The sequence below is a fragment of the Microcoleus sp. A003_D6 genome (genome assembly GCF_036702825.1).
GTDB lineage: Bacteria > Cyanobacteriota > Cyanobacteriia > Cyanobacteriales > Microcoleaceae > Microcoleus.
Map to the genome: position 1 here is coordinate 34,039 of NZ_JAUBWA010000013.1, position 18,066 is coordinate 52,104.

Genomic DNA, 18,066 nt, shown 5'->3' on the forward strand with positions numbered 1-18,066 from the left:
TAGGTCTGAAGTCCTCTATTTGAGGGATATTTAGGAGCAGTGAGCCACTGGCTACAAGCGAAATCGCGAGTTTTAGTCAGATAGCGGTTAATTTTAAATCAGGGTATTGTCCGCTTCTGTGAAGCATTTTTGCGGTGATTGAGTTGATTGATACGTTATTTGCAGGAGCCATCAGTTCCGACTATAATGACGAATTACGAATTACCCATTAGCTTTCAAAAATTAGCATCTAAAATCACCAGATGGAAACTATAAAAACTCTTTGTCCTTATTGCGGTGTAGGTTGCGGTCTAGAAGTTGTTCCAGACAAAAACAAAGGTTGGAAAGTCCGGGGCGATCGCAATCACCCATCGAGTCAGGGTATGGTTTGTATTAAGGGAGCAACGGTAGCAGAGTCCATTCGGAGCGATCGGCTACTTTATCCGATGATGCGAGATACTCTCGACCAACCGTTCCGCCGCGCTAGCTGGGACGAAGCTCTGGATGCAATTGTTAGCCGCATCCAAACAATTCGCAGCACCAGCGGCCCCGATGCTTTGTGCGTTTACGGTTCGGGTCAATGCGCAACAGAAGACTATTATGTTGCCCAGAAACTGGTTAAGGGTTGTCTGGGAACTAATAATTTTGATGCCAATTCTCGATTGTGTATGTCTTCAGCAGTTTCGGGATACGTTCAAAGTTTTGGTTCGGACGGGCCGCCTTGCTGTTACGACGATTTAGAATTAACAGATTGCGCTTTTATTATTGGTAGCAACACCGCAGAATGCCATCCAATTATTTTCAACCGATTGGCAAAATACCACAAAAAGAATGCAAATGTCAAGATGATTGTGGTAGATCCGAGGCGGACTCCGACTGCTGAAGCGGCGGATTTGCACTTAGCAATTAAACCGGGAACGGATATAGATTTGCTTAACGGAATTGCATATTTGCTGTTGCGCCGGCAAGCAATAGATCCTGATTTTATTCAGGAATGCACGGCGAATTTTTCAGCTTTTGCTGAAGTTGTTAGCAGCTACACGCCGGAGTTTGTAGCCTCGCGCTGCGGCATTACTGTCAGCGAGTTAGAAACGGCGGCAAACTACTGGGAACAGTCGCAGCGCGTTTTGTCGCTGTGGTCGATGGGCATCAACCAGTCGTCGGAAGGCACGGCAAAGGTGCGATCGCTGATTAATTTGCACTTGATGACCGGTCAAATCGGCAAACCGGGATGCGGCCCGTTTTCCCTCACCGGCCAGCCAAACGCGATGGGAGGGCGGGAAGCCGGAGGACTCTCTCACTTGCTCCCTGGCTACCGATTTGTGAAAAATGCCGAACACAGAACCCAAGTCGAGGAGTTTTGGGGCATCGCACCGGGAAGCATTTCCCCGAATCCGGGCCGCACTGCTTGGGACATGATTACCGGTTTGGAAACTGGCGATATTGAGTTCCTGTGGATTGCAGCTACCAATCCGGTGGTGAGTATGCCGGATTTGGAACGCACAAAAGCCGCTTTGCTGCGATCGCCCTTTACTATTTATCAAGAAGCTTACTATCCTACTGAAACCTCAGCCTACGCTCACATCCTGCTGCCGGCAACGCAGTGGAGCGAAAAAACCGGAGTGATGACGAATTCCGAACGCCGGATTACGCTTTGTCCCGGTTTCGACACTCCCTCCGGGGAAGCCCGCGACGACTGGAGCATTTTCGCCGACGTGGGCCGCCGGTTGGGTTTTGCCGAACTCTTTGCTTTCGACAGCGTTGCTGACGTATTCAAAGAGTTCGTGCAGTTGACGCAGGGCCAGCCTTGCGACATCACAGGCCTCAGCCACGAATATTTGCGCACAGAAGGCCCCCAGCAGTGGCCTTGTCCCGAAAACGAGCCTCCGCATCCAGCAAACGAAGCGAAACGGCTGTATACTGACAAGCGTTTTCACACTCCCGACGCGCGGGCGAGATTTTCGGCCTATCACTCTCGGGGACTGGCAGAACCTCCAGATCCAGACTATCCGTTTGTGTTGACGACAGGGAGAGTTTACGGACACTGGCACACGATGACTCGCACGGGTAGAACTGAGAAAATCAATCAGTTGCACCCCGATCCGTTTTTGGAAATTCACCCCCGCGATGCTGCTAAATTGCAGATTAAGGAGGGGGATTTGCTGGAAGTTCGATCGCGCCGCGGCAAGGCTCGGTTTCCGGCAAAAGTCACCAAGGCGATCGCCCCTGGTACGCTATTTGTACCGATGCACTGGGGTTCTCTGTGGGCCGAAGGCGCTGAAGCCAATGCCATGACTCATGCTGTAAGCTGTCCAGATTCCAAACAGCCGGAATTAAAAGCTTGTGCGGTGCAGTTGGTGCTGGTTGGGGCAGAAACTGGGACGGAAGTTACCTCCGAAGTCGCCTCCGAAGTCGCCTCGGAAGTTGGGGAATTTAATTGGGCAAAATCCACCGTCGCCGTCACTTCTTGAGCTCCCGTCCAATTTTGGGATGTTACAACTCACATCGCCCCACTAATCTCATCACCTTGGTTTCTTGCCACAGGCTCACGTAAAATCGTAGTTTTTTGTTAAGAAACCGGGTTTTTGGGCCGTTGCTGAGGCACAATCGCAGGGTGCTTTACAGTCGTCAAAACCTCTCTCGACCGAGCAATTTTGAGCTATTACGAACCCTGCAAGCAGCGTTTCCCCGGCAGAGCCCGGGGACAAAGAAAAATTAAATTTAATCTGAGTTTTTCCTTCTCGATTCGGGGTTTTTCCTTCTGACGAATGCCTTCTGCCTTCTTTTTAATTAATCGAGTCAGACAATTGCAGCTTACGCCGGTATGTGCTATGATTGTTTTACAAGGCTTTATTTTCGGCAGTACAGTTCGTTCGATCGGCGTTCCTCCGGATTTAAATCTCTACACCCTCTGATTCTGGAGAATGTTCAATGTCAATCTATGTCGGCAATTTATCCTACGAAGTAACGCAGGAGCACCTCAACCAAACTTTTGGAGAGTACGGTACAGTAAAGCGCGTTCAGTTGCCTGCTGACCGGGAAACAGGTCGGATGCGGGGCTTCGCTTTTGTAGAAATGTCTACTGAAGCAGAAGAAGCCGCAGCCATTGAGGCTCTTGACGGTGCTGAGTGGATGGGTCGCGACCTCAAGGTCAATAAGGCAAAACCCCGCGAAGAACGCGGTTCTTCCAGCGGTAACTGGGGCAACAACGATCGCGGTGGCAATTCTCGTCGCTACTAAACCACCCGAGCTAAATTTTTAGCTCTCTTGTGTGTTCGGCCGGAGCGAGCACGGAGTTAACCATCATTCTTTGTTGAGAATAGTTAATTCTGCGACCGCACCGCCTCTTAAAGTCCTCAAAGTATTGCTAGGCAATAGTTTGAGGATTTTTAATTGCAAATTTTTTTATTAATTACGAGTTCGCTCGCGTGCGATCGATTCCTGTCTGACATGAAAAACTGTAAAATATAACCGGCAGGTATAGCCTCCGCAGCCACCTTCCCCACAGCCTCGTGACCCAGTGAAACCAAGCAATCGCAGAGTTTTGCGCTTGCAAAGTGTACCGAACAATGGCAAAATCATCAATAGACCTCTTGCAAAAATCCTTTTAATCAAATTCTGGAACGGGCAAGATGCCCATTCCACAAGAAAAAAATTTTGTGGGATGGGCATCTTGCCCGTCCTAGTTATTTTTGCAAGAGGTCTAATGAATGATGACTAAATTACTGGTATGCTAAAAAAAATATTTAGGCAAATTTCCAAGTTAGGCAGTGATGAACACTTTCTGCATTTTACAGAAAGTGTAGAAGTAATAATCTCGAAAATTTTATCAATGGCGATGATTTTGGTAATTATCGTCAGCGTTTGCGATTTGCTAGTTTTTTTAGCCAAAGAATTGATAAACAACCAGCAGAATTTGTTAAAAGACACGTTGTTTGTCATATTTGGGTTATTTTTAAATGTTTTAATTGCTCTGGAAATCTTGGAAAATATTACAGCTTATCTGAAAAAGCACGTAATTCAAGTAGAGCTAGTTATTGTAACTTCTTTGATAGCAGTATCTAGAAAAATCATCATTCTTGACCTGGAAAAGAAAACCGCAGCCGACTTGATTGGTTTGGCGATTGCAATTTTCGCGCTTTCCATCAGTTACTTGATAGTGCGGTACACAAATAGAGAAAATGATTAATATTGGGAATTGGGAATTCGGGATTTGGAATTGTTAATAACTAATATCATGTCCGGTCGAGCGACCGGACATGATATTATTCCAACAAACCAGGAGGAGGCACAATTTCAATTCGACCTTGTTCTAAGTCAACAATTGGCACAATCTCTTCCACAAAAGGAATCAATATTTTTGTCGATTTAGGCTCTTTAACGCGAATTTTCCGTGGTTTGCGGGTATTTCTAGGGTCAGCGTTTGCTTTGGGAGTTTCAGGCTGTTTTGGCTTTTCTAATTCTGCGACGACAGTTTCCGACGCCGTTAGATTCGTTTCTACTTCTAAAAGGTCGTTACCTGCGGGAATAATATCACTTACCTTACCTAAAATTTCCCCGGTTAACTGGTTAAAAACTTCCATACCGATCAAATCTTGGACGTAAAACTCATCAGGTTCGAGGTAAGGTCGATCGGTCTTTTCAACAAACAACTTGCAGTCCCGCAGCGCCTCAGCACCGTGGCGGTCTTCCACACCCTCTATCTCTACAGAATACAGTCCTTTGCCAGGAATGTAGCGACCGCCCAAAAACTCGATCGGTTCCGGTTCAGTTTTGTTAGGGCGCAAAAGCCACCGCTTCCCCGGTTCGATAAACCTTTCCGGGAAATCCGAATCGGGATAGACTCGCACTTCCCCGTCCAAACCTTGAGCTGCTACAATTGTACCGATTTCTATCCATTCAGACATAAACTTTTTGGGAATTAGGAATTAGGAATTGAGAATTAGGAATTGAGAATTAGGAATTGGGAATTGGGCCGAAAAGCATCTTCGCAGAAAAGCATTGGTAGCAAACAACAAATAACTACTGACTACTGACTACTGACTACTGACTACTGACTACTGACTACTGACTACTGACTACTGACTACTGACTTCTTTAAACCAACCCTGTTCTCAGCGCTACAACTGCTGCTTGCACGCGGTCATCCACTGCCAACTTATTCATAATACCGCGAACGTGAGTTTTAATAGTATTTGGACTCAAGTAAAGGGCCGCTGCAATTTCGGGATTGCTATTACCTTCCACCATTAATTTTAACACCTCCAATTCCCGCTGCGACAACTGACCAAAAGTAGTTGTAGAGGCAGGTATCGGGGGTTTGAGGTGCTCGATGACAGTGCGGGCAATTTGAGGGTCGAGGTATGTAGCCCCCTCTGCTGCGGCTGCAATCGCTGCTAACAGTCTGTCTACGGAAGCACCTTTAATGCAATAAGCATCAGCCCCGCTAGAAAGAGCAGCAATAATTTCAGTTTCTGCCGTGTGAGAAGTTAACATTACCACTCGAACTTCCGGCAGTTGTGCTTTAATTTGCTGCGTCGCTGCTATGCCGTCGAGCCGCGGCAAACCGATATCCATCACAATAATATCAGGTTTGAGTTTCAGTGCGGCTGCTACACCTAAATAGCCGTCTTCTGCTTGTCCTACTATTTCTATTTCTGGGGAATCGGCTAAAACTTGCTCTAATCCCAGTTGCATCATCGGATCGTCTTCAACAATTAAAATTCTCATAATACGAAGAAAGAAGGAAGGAAGAGGGAAGAGGGAAGAAGAAGGAAGGAAGAGGGAAGAAGGAAGAAGGAAGAGGGAATAAAAAAAGAGTACCGATTATGAAACTAATGACTAATGACCAATGACTAATGACCAATGACTAATGACCAATGACCAATGACTAATGACCAATGACTAATGACTAATGACTAACTTTTAAAACTTCAACAAATTCGCCGGGCCAAATCCAAGTTTCTGCTGCGGGCAAAACTGCTAAACCACTTGTATTGGCGAGGTTAATTAAATTCGCTGAATTTTGGCTGCCGCTAGCAGGTTCAAATTCCCAAACTCCCGCAACTAAATACAGTTTACCCCAAACATAAGTTTCGCGCCGGCCGTGCGATCGCAATTCAACATGACACCGAGCTTTTACGAACTCCGGCCCCCAAGCATCCAGCCCAAGTCCAGAAATCTTTCTCAAAGCAGGTACGACAAACCTCCAACAGCACACTAACGCTGAAACAGGATTTCCAGGCAAACCAAAATACAGACAATCCGAACTCGCAATCGGCGAATCAGATTTTTTTTCATCTCGTTTAAACTGAGCAACAGTTAAAGGTTTTCCCGGTTTAATCGCCACAGAACTAATGTGAATCTTACCTTCCAAATCCGCCAATATTTTCTCAATATAATCGTAGTCTCCTACCGAGACACCGCCTGTAGAAAGCACCGCATCGGCTGTCGAGACAGCTTTGGCGATCGCCTTTTTTAGCGCATCTTCATTGTCAGGAATTATCCCCAATCTTATCACTTCAAATCCCATTTGCGCCAACAAAACGGTCAAAGCATACTGATTCGAGTCTACCAGTTTACCCGGTGCCAAAGGTTGGTCTGGCGATACCAATTCGTCACCTGTCGAAAAAATTGCCACCCGCAGCCGCCGGTAAACCGGGACTTGAATGCACTGTGCAGTTGCTAACACCGCCATTTCTGGGGCGTTGATAACTGTACCCGGACTTAGCAAAGTTGTTCCTGCTTGATAAAAAGCGCCTTTGTGCCTGACAAATGCTTGCGGCTTTTCAGGAGAAACTAAGATAAAAATACGATCGCCCTCTCGCCTGGTTTCTTCCTGCATTACCACCGTATCAGCACCCGCAGGCATCACAGCACCCGTAAAAATTCGCGCCGCTTGCCCGGATTGCACCGTATTTCCAGGCTGATATCCCGCTGGAATTTCTTCGACTACTTCGAGTACCGCTGGTTTTTCGGCGCTACAGTTTTCCACATCAGCAAACCGCACCGCGTACCCATCCATAGCCGAATTGTCCCAATAAGGAAAATCGAGGGAACCGGTGACGGGTGCCGCCAAAATGCGCCCCGATGCTGCCAACAAGTCTACAGTTTCTACATCCCGCTGACTGTCGAGGGGTTGCGCCAAATTTAGAACGATAGATTCTGCTTCTTGTACTGACAGCATGACTGCCCCCCAGTTTGACAATACTCTTCTTAGTTTAGCAAAGTAGCAGCTATAGTGGAGAAGGATTTTTTTATTCGTCTGCGGTAAACTTTCCTTTTCTTGTCCCTCACTTATGACTGTTTCTCGTTCGGTTTTTAAACTCAATGGTTTATCTGTCTTGCTGGTGGCAATCCTGGTTATCTTTACTCAAATGTCAGGTTTACAAGTTAGCGATTTATTCTTTCACCCTTTTTTCGCCCGCACTCCAAATGTTGCCTTGTTAACTCGCACCTTTCAACTATTATGTTCTGTGCCAGTCATTGTTTGTACTTTTAGCTATGGATTGGCTAAAACTATTCAACCGCGCCATTCAGAAAATCGATTTATTCTCTTCTCGGCTTTGTTGACAGGTGGATTTTTACTAAATGAAATTTACAGAATTCATATATATATGGTAGCAGCGGGAATTCCCAAGCTAGGAGTAAGTCTTTTGTACGCCCTTGTTTTGTCCTCCTACGGATGGTTTTTTTGGCGAGAACTACAGTTGACTCCCTACCAAATATTGTTGGCTGGGTTGGGCTTGTTGTTTTTGGCGATCGGCGTGGATTCACTGCATTTAAAAAACAAGATAATTTCCAGTTTACTAGAAGGAGTACCTAAGTTGTTTAGCGAAATCAATATTGCCTTTTATTATTGGTATGTCTGCAAATCTTTTATCGAAAAAGCTTTTCATGAATCATCAAAACCTCCTGATAGCTTTGTGATATAATGCTAGCATAAATACCGCCTCAAAATTTACCCTTTCCAAAACTGCCCTCCCACATTAGGATTTACACCACCTGCATCGCTCGGTCTTCATCGGCGGTTAAGACACTTTAAATGCAGCCTCTAAAATACCATGATAGCAGTCACCATCAACTTTAATGCGATCGCCCAAATAACCGACGACCAATTTTATCAACTGTGTCGCCAAAACCCCGATGTCAAATTTGAACGCAACGCCCAAGGAGAAATAATCGTCATGTCACCCACAGGAGGAGAAACCGGAAATTATAATTTTGAAATAGCTACTGATTTTGGAATTTGGAACAGACAAACTAAACTGGGAATTTGTTTCGATTCTTCAACTTGCTTCAAACTGCCCAGCGGTGCAAATCGTTCTCCCGATGTCTCTTGGATAAAAAAAGAAAGATGGGACGCACTAACTCCCGAACAAAAACAAAAGTTTCCTCCGATAGCCCCAGATTTTGTCTTAGAATTAATGTCGCCGACAGACAGTTTAAAAGATACTCAAGACAAAATGCAAGAATACATGAACAACCACGTAAAACTCGGCTGGTTAATCAACCGTAAAACGCGCCGAGTTGAAATTTATCGCCAAGGGCAAGAAGCAGAAATACTGGAATCTCCAAGAGAACTATCAGGAGAAGATATTTTGCCCGGTTTCGTGCTAAACTTGCAGCTTTTCTGGCAATAACTAAAAATTCTGCATCCATCGACCTTTATCTGCAATTAAAATATTTTAAATGCAGCCTCTAAAATACCATGATAGCAGTCACCATCAACTTTAATTCGATCGCCCAAATAACCGACGACCAATTTTATCAACTCTGTCGCCAAAACCCCGATGTCAAATTTGAACGCAACGGCCAAGGAGAAATAATCGTTATGTCACCCACAGGAGGAGAAACCGGAAATTACAATTCAGAAATCAATGCCGATTTTGTAATTTGGAACAGACAAACTAAACTGGGAATTTGTTTCGATTCTTCAACTTGCTTCAAACTGCCCAGCGGTGCAAATCGTTCTCCTGATGTTTCTTGGATAAAAAAGGAAAGATGGGACGCACTAACTGCCGAACAAAAACAAAAGTTTCCTCCGATAGCCCCAGATTTTGTTTTAGAATTAATGTCGCCGACAGACAGTTTAAAAGATACTCAAGACAAAATGCAAGAATACATGAATAACCAAGTAAAATTAGGCTGGTTAATCAACCGCAAAACGCGCCGAGTTGAAATCTATCGCCAAGGGCGAGAAGTAGAAATACTGGAATCTCCAAGAGAACTATCAGGAGAAGATGTTTTGCCAGGTTTCGTGCTAAACTTGCAGCTTGTCTGGCAATAATCAGACATCCTGCATCTATCAGCGTTTATTTGCGTTCATCTGCGGTTCAAAAAAATCCTATGGAAACTAAAGAAACAACTTCCCTAACAGCCGAACAGCACAAACAGAAAATGCAGCGCCGCCAAGAAGTACAGGCGCAGCGAATCGCCGGCGCTTCCAAAGACAAAGGTTTAATAATTGTCAATACTGGTAACGGTAAAGGCAAAACTACGGCCGCTTTGGGAATGGTTGTGCGATCGCTCGGTCACGGCTACCGCGTCGCCATAGTACAATTTATCAAAGGAGCTTGGGAACCCGCAGAGAAAGCCGTTTTTCAACTCTGGGAAAAACAGCTAGAATTTCATGCAATGGGAGAAGGTTTTACCTGGGACACGCAAGACAGAGACAGAGATATCGAAACAGCTCAAAAAGCCTGGGGAAAAGCTATAACTTTTATCTGCAATCCCGAATTTAAATTAGTGCTTTTAGATGAAGTTAATATAGCATTAAAGCTAGGTTATTTGCAAGTAGAACAAGTCCTAGCAGGGTTAGACCAAAAACCTGAAGAAACTCACGTTATTTTAACAGGTAGAGGCGCGCCACCTGCACTAATTGAACGCGCTGACTTGGTGACAGAAATGACTTTAGTCAAGCATCCATTCCGGGAACAAGGCATTAAAGCTCAGCCAGGTATTGAGTATTAATCTTGTTTGCAGTCAGGACGAAAAGTCTTAATTGGCTTAAAGCTGATTTGGAGAGGACTAAAGTCCTCGCTACAAACCGTATTTATGTTGTTTGCAGTCAGGACTTTTTCCCCAATCTAATACCAATTTTAAAAAAGAATGCAACAGTATTCTTGTTCCCCCCCTTAGCAAGGGGGGGCTAGGGGGGGTCGAAGAGTGTTGCACGATTTTAGAGAAATGGTATAAAATCTAAAATTTCAAATATATCCTAGGCTGGCAACATCAGAGTAAAAGTTGACCCCTTGCCAAACTCGCTACTCACCGTAATTTCTCCCCCCAGCATCTGAGAATATTTCTGCGCTATTGCCAAACCCAAACCCGTACCTCCGTACTTGCGGGTAGTCGAAGCATCGGCTTGCGTAAAAGGTTGAAATAACTTTTGTAGCTGTTGGGGAGTTATCCCAATTCCCGTATCAGTACACTTAAAAATTAACTGTTCATCGTCCCAGCTATTCTCGTGATTTTTAATTCTTTCAACGCTGAGTGTAATTGTCCCTTTATTAGTAAACTTAGCTGCATTGCTGAGCAAGTTAAACAAAATTTGAGTAAGCTTAATTTTATCGGAATGCAATTCGCCAATATTATTAGGACACTCAACATTCAGGCGATTGGTGTTTCGCAAAAATAGCGGTTGAACAGTTTTCGCTACATATTGAACTGCCTCCGACAGGTCAAAAGTTGTTAAGTCAAGTTCGGCGTGACCTGCTTCGATCTTCGACAAATCGAGAATATCATTAATTAATGTTAGTAAATGCTGGCCTGAATTGTGAATTCTCTCCAAATCCGACACAAAATCTTCTTCGCCCAAATCTAAAGCTTCTTCTTGCAGGATCTCGCTGTAACCGATAATCGCATTCAGAGGAGTTCGCAGTTCGTGGCTCATGTTAGCCAAAAACTGACTTTTAGCCAAATTAGCAGCTTCTGCTGCTTCTTTTGCTTTGTACAGTTCTGCCTCGGCTTGCAAGCGGTCGGTCACGTCGTGAGCCAGCACTAATTCAGCATTTCTGCTATCAAATAGCATGGCATAAGAAGTAATTTCTACATCAATAATTGTGCCGTTTTTTTTCTGGTGCTGCCACACACCGGCAAAATCAATACCGACATCTACTGGGGATATATTTTTTAACAATCTCGGCTGCTCTTGGGGGGGACGAATGTCTGCAACGGTCATGTTGAGAAATTCGTCGCGAGTGTAGCCGTAGTGGTGGATAGCAGCCTGATTGACGGCTATAAATTCTAGAGTTGCTAAATCGTAAACCCACATTGGATGGGGGTTATTTTTAAACAAAAGTCTGTAGCGTTCTTCCGAGGCTCGCAGTTCGGCTTCGGCTTGCTTGCGCTCGGTAATGTCGCGGACAACAGTGCAAATAATCTCGCGGCCGCCGTAGGAAATTACGCTGGCGCTTACTTCCACGTCCACGCAGGAACCGTCTCGTCGCAGGTAGAGAACTTCGCCAATTCTAAATTTTTTGTCGGCCAGCAGCAACTCGATATTGTTGTCAATTAGGTCTTTAGAGTAAGCGATGATATCGTAAACAGTCAGTTGGGAAATCGCATCAAGACTGTAATCGAGCAAGTTTCTAAACGCTGTATTGGCTTCCAAAAGGCGTTTGGTTTGAGCGTCCCACAGGAAAATGCAGTCTGTAGCTTGCTCGACTACGGCTGCGTACCGGGCTTTTTCCTCAAGTTGTTCGTTTTCGGCGATCGCGATCGCACTGAGCATTCCGTTGATAGTATGGGCAAGGTCGGACAACTCGTCTTCGCCCGTCACCGGCAGCCGCATCGAGAGGTCTTGGCTGCTGCTAACGCCGTTCACTGCTTTCGCCAAACCGCTCAGCGGAGACAGCACTAGATGCTCTAGCAGCAGCAAAGTGCAGCCGACAAACCCAATTCCCGCTAACGTTACAGACACCAGCAAGTACAGCAAACTAATTTGACCTTGCCGATATATTTCTCTGGGGATATCCACCCGCAATAGCAGCGCAGGTCGATCGTAAATATCGCGGATCGTAGCGTAACCCGCGATCGAATCTTCGCTTAAAGGACGCACCAAAATCGGTTGTTTTGCCGACAGTTTATCCCGTACTTTCTGAAAATCAGCAGGCAATTCAGGCTCATTAATGCTGTGTACAATCAGCGGCAAGCGAGTAATTTTAGACATCCGCTCAATACCAGCAGCATCTAAATTGCGCCCGAATATCAGCGTACCTCGGATCGGGCCGGTGCTTTTAGTAGTGAGAATTGGCCGGGAAGTAATCAGTATCGGCCCTGACGGCAGCAGCAGGATGCCAGCGAGGCTGCTTTTGGCATTGGGGTGCTGCAACAGCGGGTCGCTCAGAGAAATGCGCTGTTTTAATGCTTCTGGAACAGGCGTTAGTTTCAGCTTTTGGCTGTCTAAACCCGTACCGTAAACTATTTTGCCAGAAGTATTGACAAATACGGCTATATTAACTCTTATATTAGCGAGTCCTTCTGGAATTAAATTGGAGTCAATGTATTCTGAGTTGCGGTTTTGGATGAAAGCGTAGGTGTCGTCCCAGGCCGACCAGTCGGCAAAGCGCGAATTGAAGTCATCTGCGGTTTGCCCGAACACGCTGAGCACTCCCTTGACAACCTGTGTGGCTTCTTGTTCTTCTGCTTTGGCAAGGCTGCCCAAGAGGATGCTTGAGGAGGTGGCATACAGAATGCCAGTCAGTCCCGCGATAGTAATGCCAACGATTGATAGTGTTTTCCGACGCAGTTTCATCTTGCCGTGTGTGTGGTGTCCGTCCGAAATTCTCAACTCAGGAGCAATTTTACTGCTGTTTCCTGAACCCTGAATGCTGGGGCGGCGCCAGTCTTCTGCTACTTTCCCCACACCTGTTGTTTGTGAGCTTCCTTGCAAATACCCAAGATGCGGCGATCGTTCTCGCTGATGGCAGAAATGGGGTAATACTGTTGCAGGTTTACGGAGTAGGGAGAGTGACTGCCGTCGTAACTGTCCACTACTGTTAAATTTAACTGAGTTCGATCGCCCGTGCCGTAAAAACAGTAAAAAGCAGACCGAGGCAGGTAAAAAGCGCCGACTACCTTACTCTGCCACATTTCAAACACAAAATATTCTTTTTTAATTTCATCGGGCTGGCTCGACTGGCCGTAGAGGTAAATTCCTTCTGCTAAACCTGTGCTAGCCGTATCGGGCGCAGGATTTGGGGGAGATTGCGAGTCCAAAACGCCGGATTTGATGTCCGAGTGCTGTGTCCCGCGTGCCGGGAATCCGATGCCGAAGTTACCGGGCGAGAGAGCAAGCACGATCGCGAGTGCTTCTAAACTGCCTGTCAATATCAAATAAGTCAAAACCACTCCAGAACCTAAAATTTTAACTAATGCGAACGGGAAGTCCCGCACTCTATCTGTTTACAGGATGAGTGACGGGATGAAAGTGAGGTGAGAAAATAAATTGAGTGATAACGAATCAATGATATGATAGGTGTATCTTGACCATTATCTCCCAATGCAAAAACCAAGCTGAACGGGACGTGTTGCAAGAAAAAATATGGGTCTTAGGAACTAGGACGACCGCCTGTGGAGGGACGGTAAGACTACTTATCTTGGGGGAGATAAAAGCACATCCCGATGAATCAGGAAGCCAGTGCTGTATGCGGAGCATTTCTAGTCTGGTAGTTCACATAGCTGCCTCGAAGCACCTCTTGCCTCTTGTATTAGTTTCAAAAAGCTCGTAGAGAAACCGGGTATCTGGCTTAACGCTGGCTATTCACTTGAACGAACGATCGCCCGCCCGGTTCCTGAACTTATACCATTTAGAAAAAATGTTGCAACAATAAAATTGTTGGGTTTGTTTCGTTCACCCAATGTGTAAGGTGCGTCGCTATTAGATTTGCACTCTTTTTTAGAGATTGTCGATGGCGACACACCCTACATATACTGTTGCATTAATTTAGAAAATTGGTATTAAATTTAAGATTAGTTTTGACAAATTTTGCCTCCGCCCCGATCGCGAGATCGACCACTCAAATAAAAGTATCCTTAAGAGCAGCGCCAACACGAAAAAAAAAGTTGAGATTTTGGGAAAAATCTCAACTTTTTTAGTGACTAACTAGCCAAGTATTCTCGGACTTGAGATTGGCGGCGCCGCAGGTGGGCGAGGGCTTGATGTTCTAGCTGCCGCACCCGTTCGCGACTGAGATTGAGGCGTTCTCCGACTTTCGCCAGAGACATTTCGGTGCCGTCTTCCAAACCGAAGCGCAGAATTATTACATCTCGCTGCTGGGGGGTAAGTTCTGATATCAAAGTATCGAGGTCTTGCCGCAGCAATTCCGAGGTAATGTAGTTATCTGGAGATGCAGTTTCGTCTTCTAAGAGTTCTTGCAGTTCGGTATCTTGGTTGTCTCCTACCCGCAAGTCCAAAGAAACTGGATGTCTTGCCATCAGCAGGTATTCTCGAATTTGGGAAGGTTGCAGTTCCAAGGCGGAGGCAATTTCCCCTGGTGTGGGAGATCGGCCCAACTGCTGCGTGAGTTCCCGCTGCACTTTTTTGATTTTATTCAGTTTTTCGGTAATGTGAATTGGCAATCGAATGGTGCGGGCGTGTTGGGCGATCGCGCGGGTAATTGCTTGCCGAATCCACCAGTAGGCATAGGTAGAAAATTTGTATCCCCGCATCGGGTCAAATTTTTCGACTCCTCGTTCTAAACCGAGGGTGCCTTCTTGAATTAAATCCAAGAATTCCATATTGCGTTTCTGGTATTTTTTGGCGATCGCCACTACTAGCCGCAAATTCGCTTCAATCATCTTTTGCTTGGCGCGCCGGCCTAACTGCAATATCCGGTTCAGTTCGGCTTCGGTCAACTCCATTTCGGCAGCCCACTCTTGATTCGTCAGATCCCGCTGCGATTCTTTAGCAAGTGCTTGTTTTGCTTCGATTAATTTCATCATTTGCTGCACTTGCTTCCCGAAAACAATTTCTTCTTCTCGGGTTAGCAGGGGTACTCGACCGATCTCGTGCAGATAGGTACGAACCGTATCCGTTGAGGAGTATGGCCGGCTGCCCATGCGATCGGCTTTCACTGTCTTGTTTTTGGGGGTGGTGGTGGACATGGGTGAGTATTGCACTCCTTGTAACAACAGATAAAAAGTTGGTGATACCCTGTCCCACTTTTGCAAGTGGGATGAAGACTGCGACAGGGGGGATGTTTCCCCTCCTGTTTATCGGTGACGATCGGTAGAAGCTTGTGGTTTGGGATTACTTTTGTGCTGGATTTTCCAGTAATCCCCGTCGATTTTCCGTAGATCGCTAGCTTTAACGGCTAGTTCAAGGCGAAGTGAATTTAAGTTTACTTTGCTCAATATTATTCCAAATTTTGAGGATCGTAAAGGGTAAAAACCTCTGTCTTAAGGTCAAGATTCTACATTTTTCCTTAAGGTTTTAAATTCCCTGCTAGTTTTAACTGCAACTCAACTTCACAATTCTCATGCAAACAGACTCATGCAAACAGACTCATGCAATTTGAGGGCTTTGTTTTGCTCTCTGTTCCATCATCGCTTGAAATTTTCTTGCTGCCTAGATGCTGCGATGCGAGATAACCGAACTCCATCGCCGTATTAGCTACGACTTAGGCTTTAAAATATATATTGACATTTTTCTTAGAATATGATAAGGCAACTCGGCTGTGAGCAAGTAAAGGTGTATCAAGGCTGGCTGTTGGGCTGTTTAAGTTGAATTATGCCGCGATGCTCAACCAGATTTAAGCTTATGCAGATTTTGTGAAGTTAGGGATGAGGGGTGAGGGGGGGAAAGGGGAAAAGCTTTTGACTGAAAGCTGGGGGCTAATTTTTGGGAAGTTCGATCGTAATTTTGCGTTTATATTTGCGTTTATAACTGAGGACAAAAATCTGATATTTCTGTCATTGCCAGCGATCGTCAATTGTTCGCCAAGACTAATTTACAGTAACATTTGCCTAAGTTCTTTCATTCAGTTGACAGTTGACAGTTGACCTGGGATAGCGACCTCTACCTGGAAGTCCGAGGATTGGAGTAATGAATAGTCTTTTTTTAATTTCTCCCTACAAGGGAGAGGCTTTAAACCAATTCTTTCTGGTAATGAATCTAGCAGTTGTCAATCTAAAATCCTAAATCCATTTTAGCAGCTTCTGATTCGGCAAATACTTGTTCGTCGGGCATTTCTTGCCAGTCAATATCTCCGATTTCCCTGTAGAATTGCTCGTCGTAGGGGCGAGTTTGCACGACTACGGGCATGGGTACGGCGTGTCCCAAAACTAATGCTTGCTGTTTGGAGTCGAGTTTTGCCAAAACCGATCGCAAACTCTGCCCTCCTGAAACGCCGGTAAAAATAGCATCAATGTCTTTATCGTCGTTTAGCAAAGCTGTAATGCGCGTTCCTACTTGCGACATGACTTCGGCGTCGATTCCTGACGGGCGCTGGTCTACAATCAACAGAGTTACGAAGTATTTTCGCATTTCTCTGGCAATTGTACCGAAAATAGTCGATCGCACGATCGCCGGATCGAGAAAGCGGTGGGCTTCCTCAATGGTAATCACCAACGGCTGCGGCTTGTCGCACGGATTTTTACTCTGCAAAAACTTGTCTGCTTTCTTCACGTAAGCTTCGTGAATGCGGCGAGTAATCACATTTGCTGCTAACATATACGACAGCAAATCCGAATGCGAACCAAACTCAATTACTACATTTTTCCCAGCATCCAAACACTGCAAAACCTCAGTTACATAATTTTTCGGACAGCGTTGGCGAATGTATTTCAAATCCTTTAACCGCTCTAATTTTCGCTGCAAAGCCATAATCGAAGATTTATTTCCCCGCTTTTCTTCGCAAAACATTTGAATATCTTCGTTGGTCATTTCCAGCAACTTATTAATCCAACCGCTACCCAATTCGTTTCGCAAAATAATCGCATTTTCGATACTAGCTTCCGACAGATTTAACTCTCTCTGTACGAGGGAAATATCTTCCACTTCAATTTGATCGAAGCTCAAAAACAATTCTTGAGCGTCGCGGACTCCCCGGCGTTTTGTAGACTCTGGATCGAGGGTATAAATCTGAATTTGACCGGGAAACAACTGCCGCAAACCTTTGACAGTGCTAAATTGTTTCCCTTCCGAAACAGCTTCCCACCCGTACTCCGAGTGCATATCAAAAATTAAATTAACAGCAGCTTGCTTGCGAATAATTCCCGATAGAAGCAAGCGCGTCAGAAAAGATTTTCCCGTTCCCGACTTGCCAAAAACTCCGTTGCTGCGTTCCACAAATCGGTCTAAATCCAAGCATACAGCAACGTCCATGTCAATCGGTTTGCCGATCGCAAAATTGCGGCGGTACGGGTCATCTTCCCAGCCAAAAACTGCCCGAAAATCGGTTTCTTTGGCATCAAACACCTGGGAAAAGTGACTGGGAATCGTTTTAACCGGCAGCAGTTCCATATCCGCACCACTTTGTGCCTCAAAAGAACCCAAATTGCCTAATGCCAACTTTTTATCGGGGACTCCGTTACCTGTTGGATTGAAGATTGCTTGAGATTTTTCTTTTTCCGCAGTCAGCATCAACATGGGCGAAAGCTCGATCGTACCGTAGGTGCTGCTACCGGCGAGCACTGCTAGGAGAAAATCGTCGTTGGGGTTGGGAGGGTTGGATAAAATGCGAGCGCTGGATGTTCCGAGAGACACGTCGGTGAGCATACAGAAAAAGTGCGATCGCACCCCCCGCACTACTAAAAATTTCCCCACCCTCATATCTTCTACCGAAACGTCGGCGTGCAGTCGCACTTCTAATCCCTTGCTCAGGGAACCTTGAATAACAGAGCCTAACGGTTTGTCATTAGTCATTAGTCAGTTGTCAGTTGGCTTGGCAGTTGGCAGTTGTTCAGTTGGCAGTTGTTCAGTTGTCAGTTGCTAGTTGTCAGCTTGCCCGCGAGCGGGCCGTTGGGTCGTTGGGTTGTCAGTTGTTTGTGTTGATTTGTTATTCGGTAATTATTAGCAACTGTCAACTAGCAACTGTCAACTAGCAACTAGCAACTAGCAACTGTCAACTAGCAACTGCCAAC

General features: G+C 45.6%; 14 protein-coding genes. 7 read left to right on the top strand and 7 right to left on the bottom strand.

Translation table 11 applies throughout. From position 1 onward, the window contains the following. Positions 1-242: 242 nt before the first annotated feature. The 3 genes from QUB70_RS06185 to QUB70_RS06195 all read left to right on the top strand — a co-directional run bounded on the left by QUB70_RS06185 (position 243) and on the right by QUB70_RS06195 (position 4,168). Complete coding sequence (locus QUB70_RS06185; protein ID WP_332979018.1) at positions 243-2,450, top strand: molybdopterin oxidoreductase family protein; 2,208 nt, start codon at positions 243-245, stop codon at positions 2,448-2,450. Between the two features lie 460 nt (positions 2,451-2,910). Then, positions 2,911-3,219 (top strand): RNA recognition motif domain-containing protein, encoded by a 309-nt coding sequence (locus QUB70_RS06190; protein WP_332979020.1) that lies wholly within the window; start codon positions 2,911-2,913, stop codon positions 3,217-3,219. A gap of 490 nt (positions 3,220-3,709) precedes the next feature. Continuing rightward, positions 3,710-4,168 carry a phosphate-starvation-inducible PsiE family protein gene (locus QUB70_RS06195; protein WP_332979021.1) on the top strand — a complete coding sequence of 153 codons (459 nt, stop codon included), beginning with the start codon at positions 3,710-3,712 and terminating at the stop codon, positions 4,166-4,168. A gap of 76 nt (positions 4,169-4,244) precedes the next feature. Here QUB70_RS06195 and rimM read toward each other — a convergent pair whose 3' ends face one another. The 3 genes from rimM to QUB70_RS06210 all read right to left on the bottom strand — a co-directional run bounded on the left by rimM (position 4,245) and on the right by QUB70_RS06210 (position 7,165). Further along, entirely contained in the window at positions 4,245-4,886 is a 642-nt protein-coding gene (gene rimM, locus QUB70_RS06200) for a ribosome maturation factor RimM (RefSeq protein ID WP_332979022.1), read from the bottom strand. Positions 4,887-5,076: 190 nt separating this feature from the next. Beyond that, positions 5,077-5,709 carry a response regulator gene (locus tag QUB70_RS06205; protein ID WP_006632834.1) on the bottom strand — a complete coding sequence of 211 codons (633 nt, stop codon included), beginning with the start codon at positions 5,707-5,709 and terminating at the stop codon, positions 5,077-5,079. 181 nt (positions 5,710-5,890) lie between these two features. Continuing rightward, on the bottom strand, positions 5,891-7,165 hold the full coding sequence (locus tag QUB70_RS06210) for a molybdopterin molybdotransferase MoeA (protein ID WP_332979025.1): 1,275 nt from the start codon (positions 7,163-7,165) through the stop codon (positions 5,891-5,893). A gap of 112 nt (positions 7,166-7,277) precedes the next feature. Here QUB70_RS06210 and QUB70_RS06215 point away from each other — a divergent pair, with 112 nt between their 5' ends. The 4 genes from QUB70_RS06215 (at position 7,278) to cobO (ending at position 9,951) form a co-directional block, all read left to right on the top strand. Beyond that, entirely contained in the window at positions 7,278-7,913 is a 636-nt protein-coding gene (locus tag QUB70_RS06215; RefSeq protein ID WP_332979026.1) for a hypothetical protein, read from the top strand. A 129-nt stretch (positions 7,914-8,042) separates the two neighbouring features. Next, positions 8,043-8,621 (top strand): Uma2 family endonuclease, encoded by a 579-nt coding sequence (locus QUB70_RS06220; RefSeq protein WP_332979027.1) that lies wholly within the window; start codon positions 8,043-8,045, stop codon positions 8,619-8,621. 68 nt (positions 8,622-8,689) lie between these two features. Next, the gene (locus QUB70_RS06225; RefSeq protein WP_332979028.1) at positions 8,690-9,268 is read left to right on the top strand and encodes a Uma2 family endonuclease; all 579 of its coding nucleotides are present in this window, start codon (positions 8,690-8,692) and stop codon (positions 9,266-9,268) included. Between the two features lie 59 nt (positions 9,269-9,327). Next, entirely contained in the window at positions 9,328-9,951 is a 624-nt protein-coding gene (cobO, locus tag QUB70_RS06230) for a cob(I)yrinic acid a,c-diamide adenosyltransferase (protein ID WP_332979030.1), read from the top strand. Between the two features lie 247 nt (positions 9,952-10,198). Here cobO and QUB70_RS06235 read toward each other — a convergent pair whose 3' ends face one another. The 4 genes from QUB70_RS06235 to QUB70_RS06250 form a co-directional block, all read right to left on the bottom strand. After that, positions 10,199-12,847 (bottom strand): CHASE4 domain-containing protein, encoded by a 2,649-nt coding sequence (locus QUB70_RS06235; protein WP_332979031.1) that lies wholly within the window; start codon positions 12,845-12,847, stop codon positions 10,199-10,201. Continuing rightward, positions 12,835-13,332 carry a hypothetical protein gene (locus tag QUB70_RS06240; protein WP_332979073.1) on the bottom strand — a complete coding sequence of 166 codons (498 nt, stop codon included), beginning with the start codon at positions 13,330-13,332 and terminating at the stop codon, positions 12,835-12,837. Before QUB70_RS06240 ends, QUB70_RS06235 begins: the two co-directional genes overlap by 13 nt. Before the next feature lie 750 nt (positions 13,333-14,082). Further along, entirely contained in the window at positions 14,083-15,087 is a 1,005-nt protein-coding gene (locus tag QUB70_RS06245; protein ID WP_332979033.1) for an RNA polymerase sigma factor, RpoD/SigA family, read from the bottom strand. 1,024 nt (positions 15,088-16,111) lie between these two features. Continuing rightward, positions 16,112-17,848, bottom strand: coding sequence for an ATP-binding protein (locus tag QUB70_RS06250; protein WP_332979035.1), 1,737 nt, complete (start codon positions 17,846-17,848; stop codon positions 16,112-16,114). Positions 17,849-18,066: the final 218 nt, after the last annotated feature.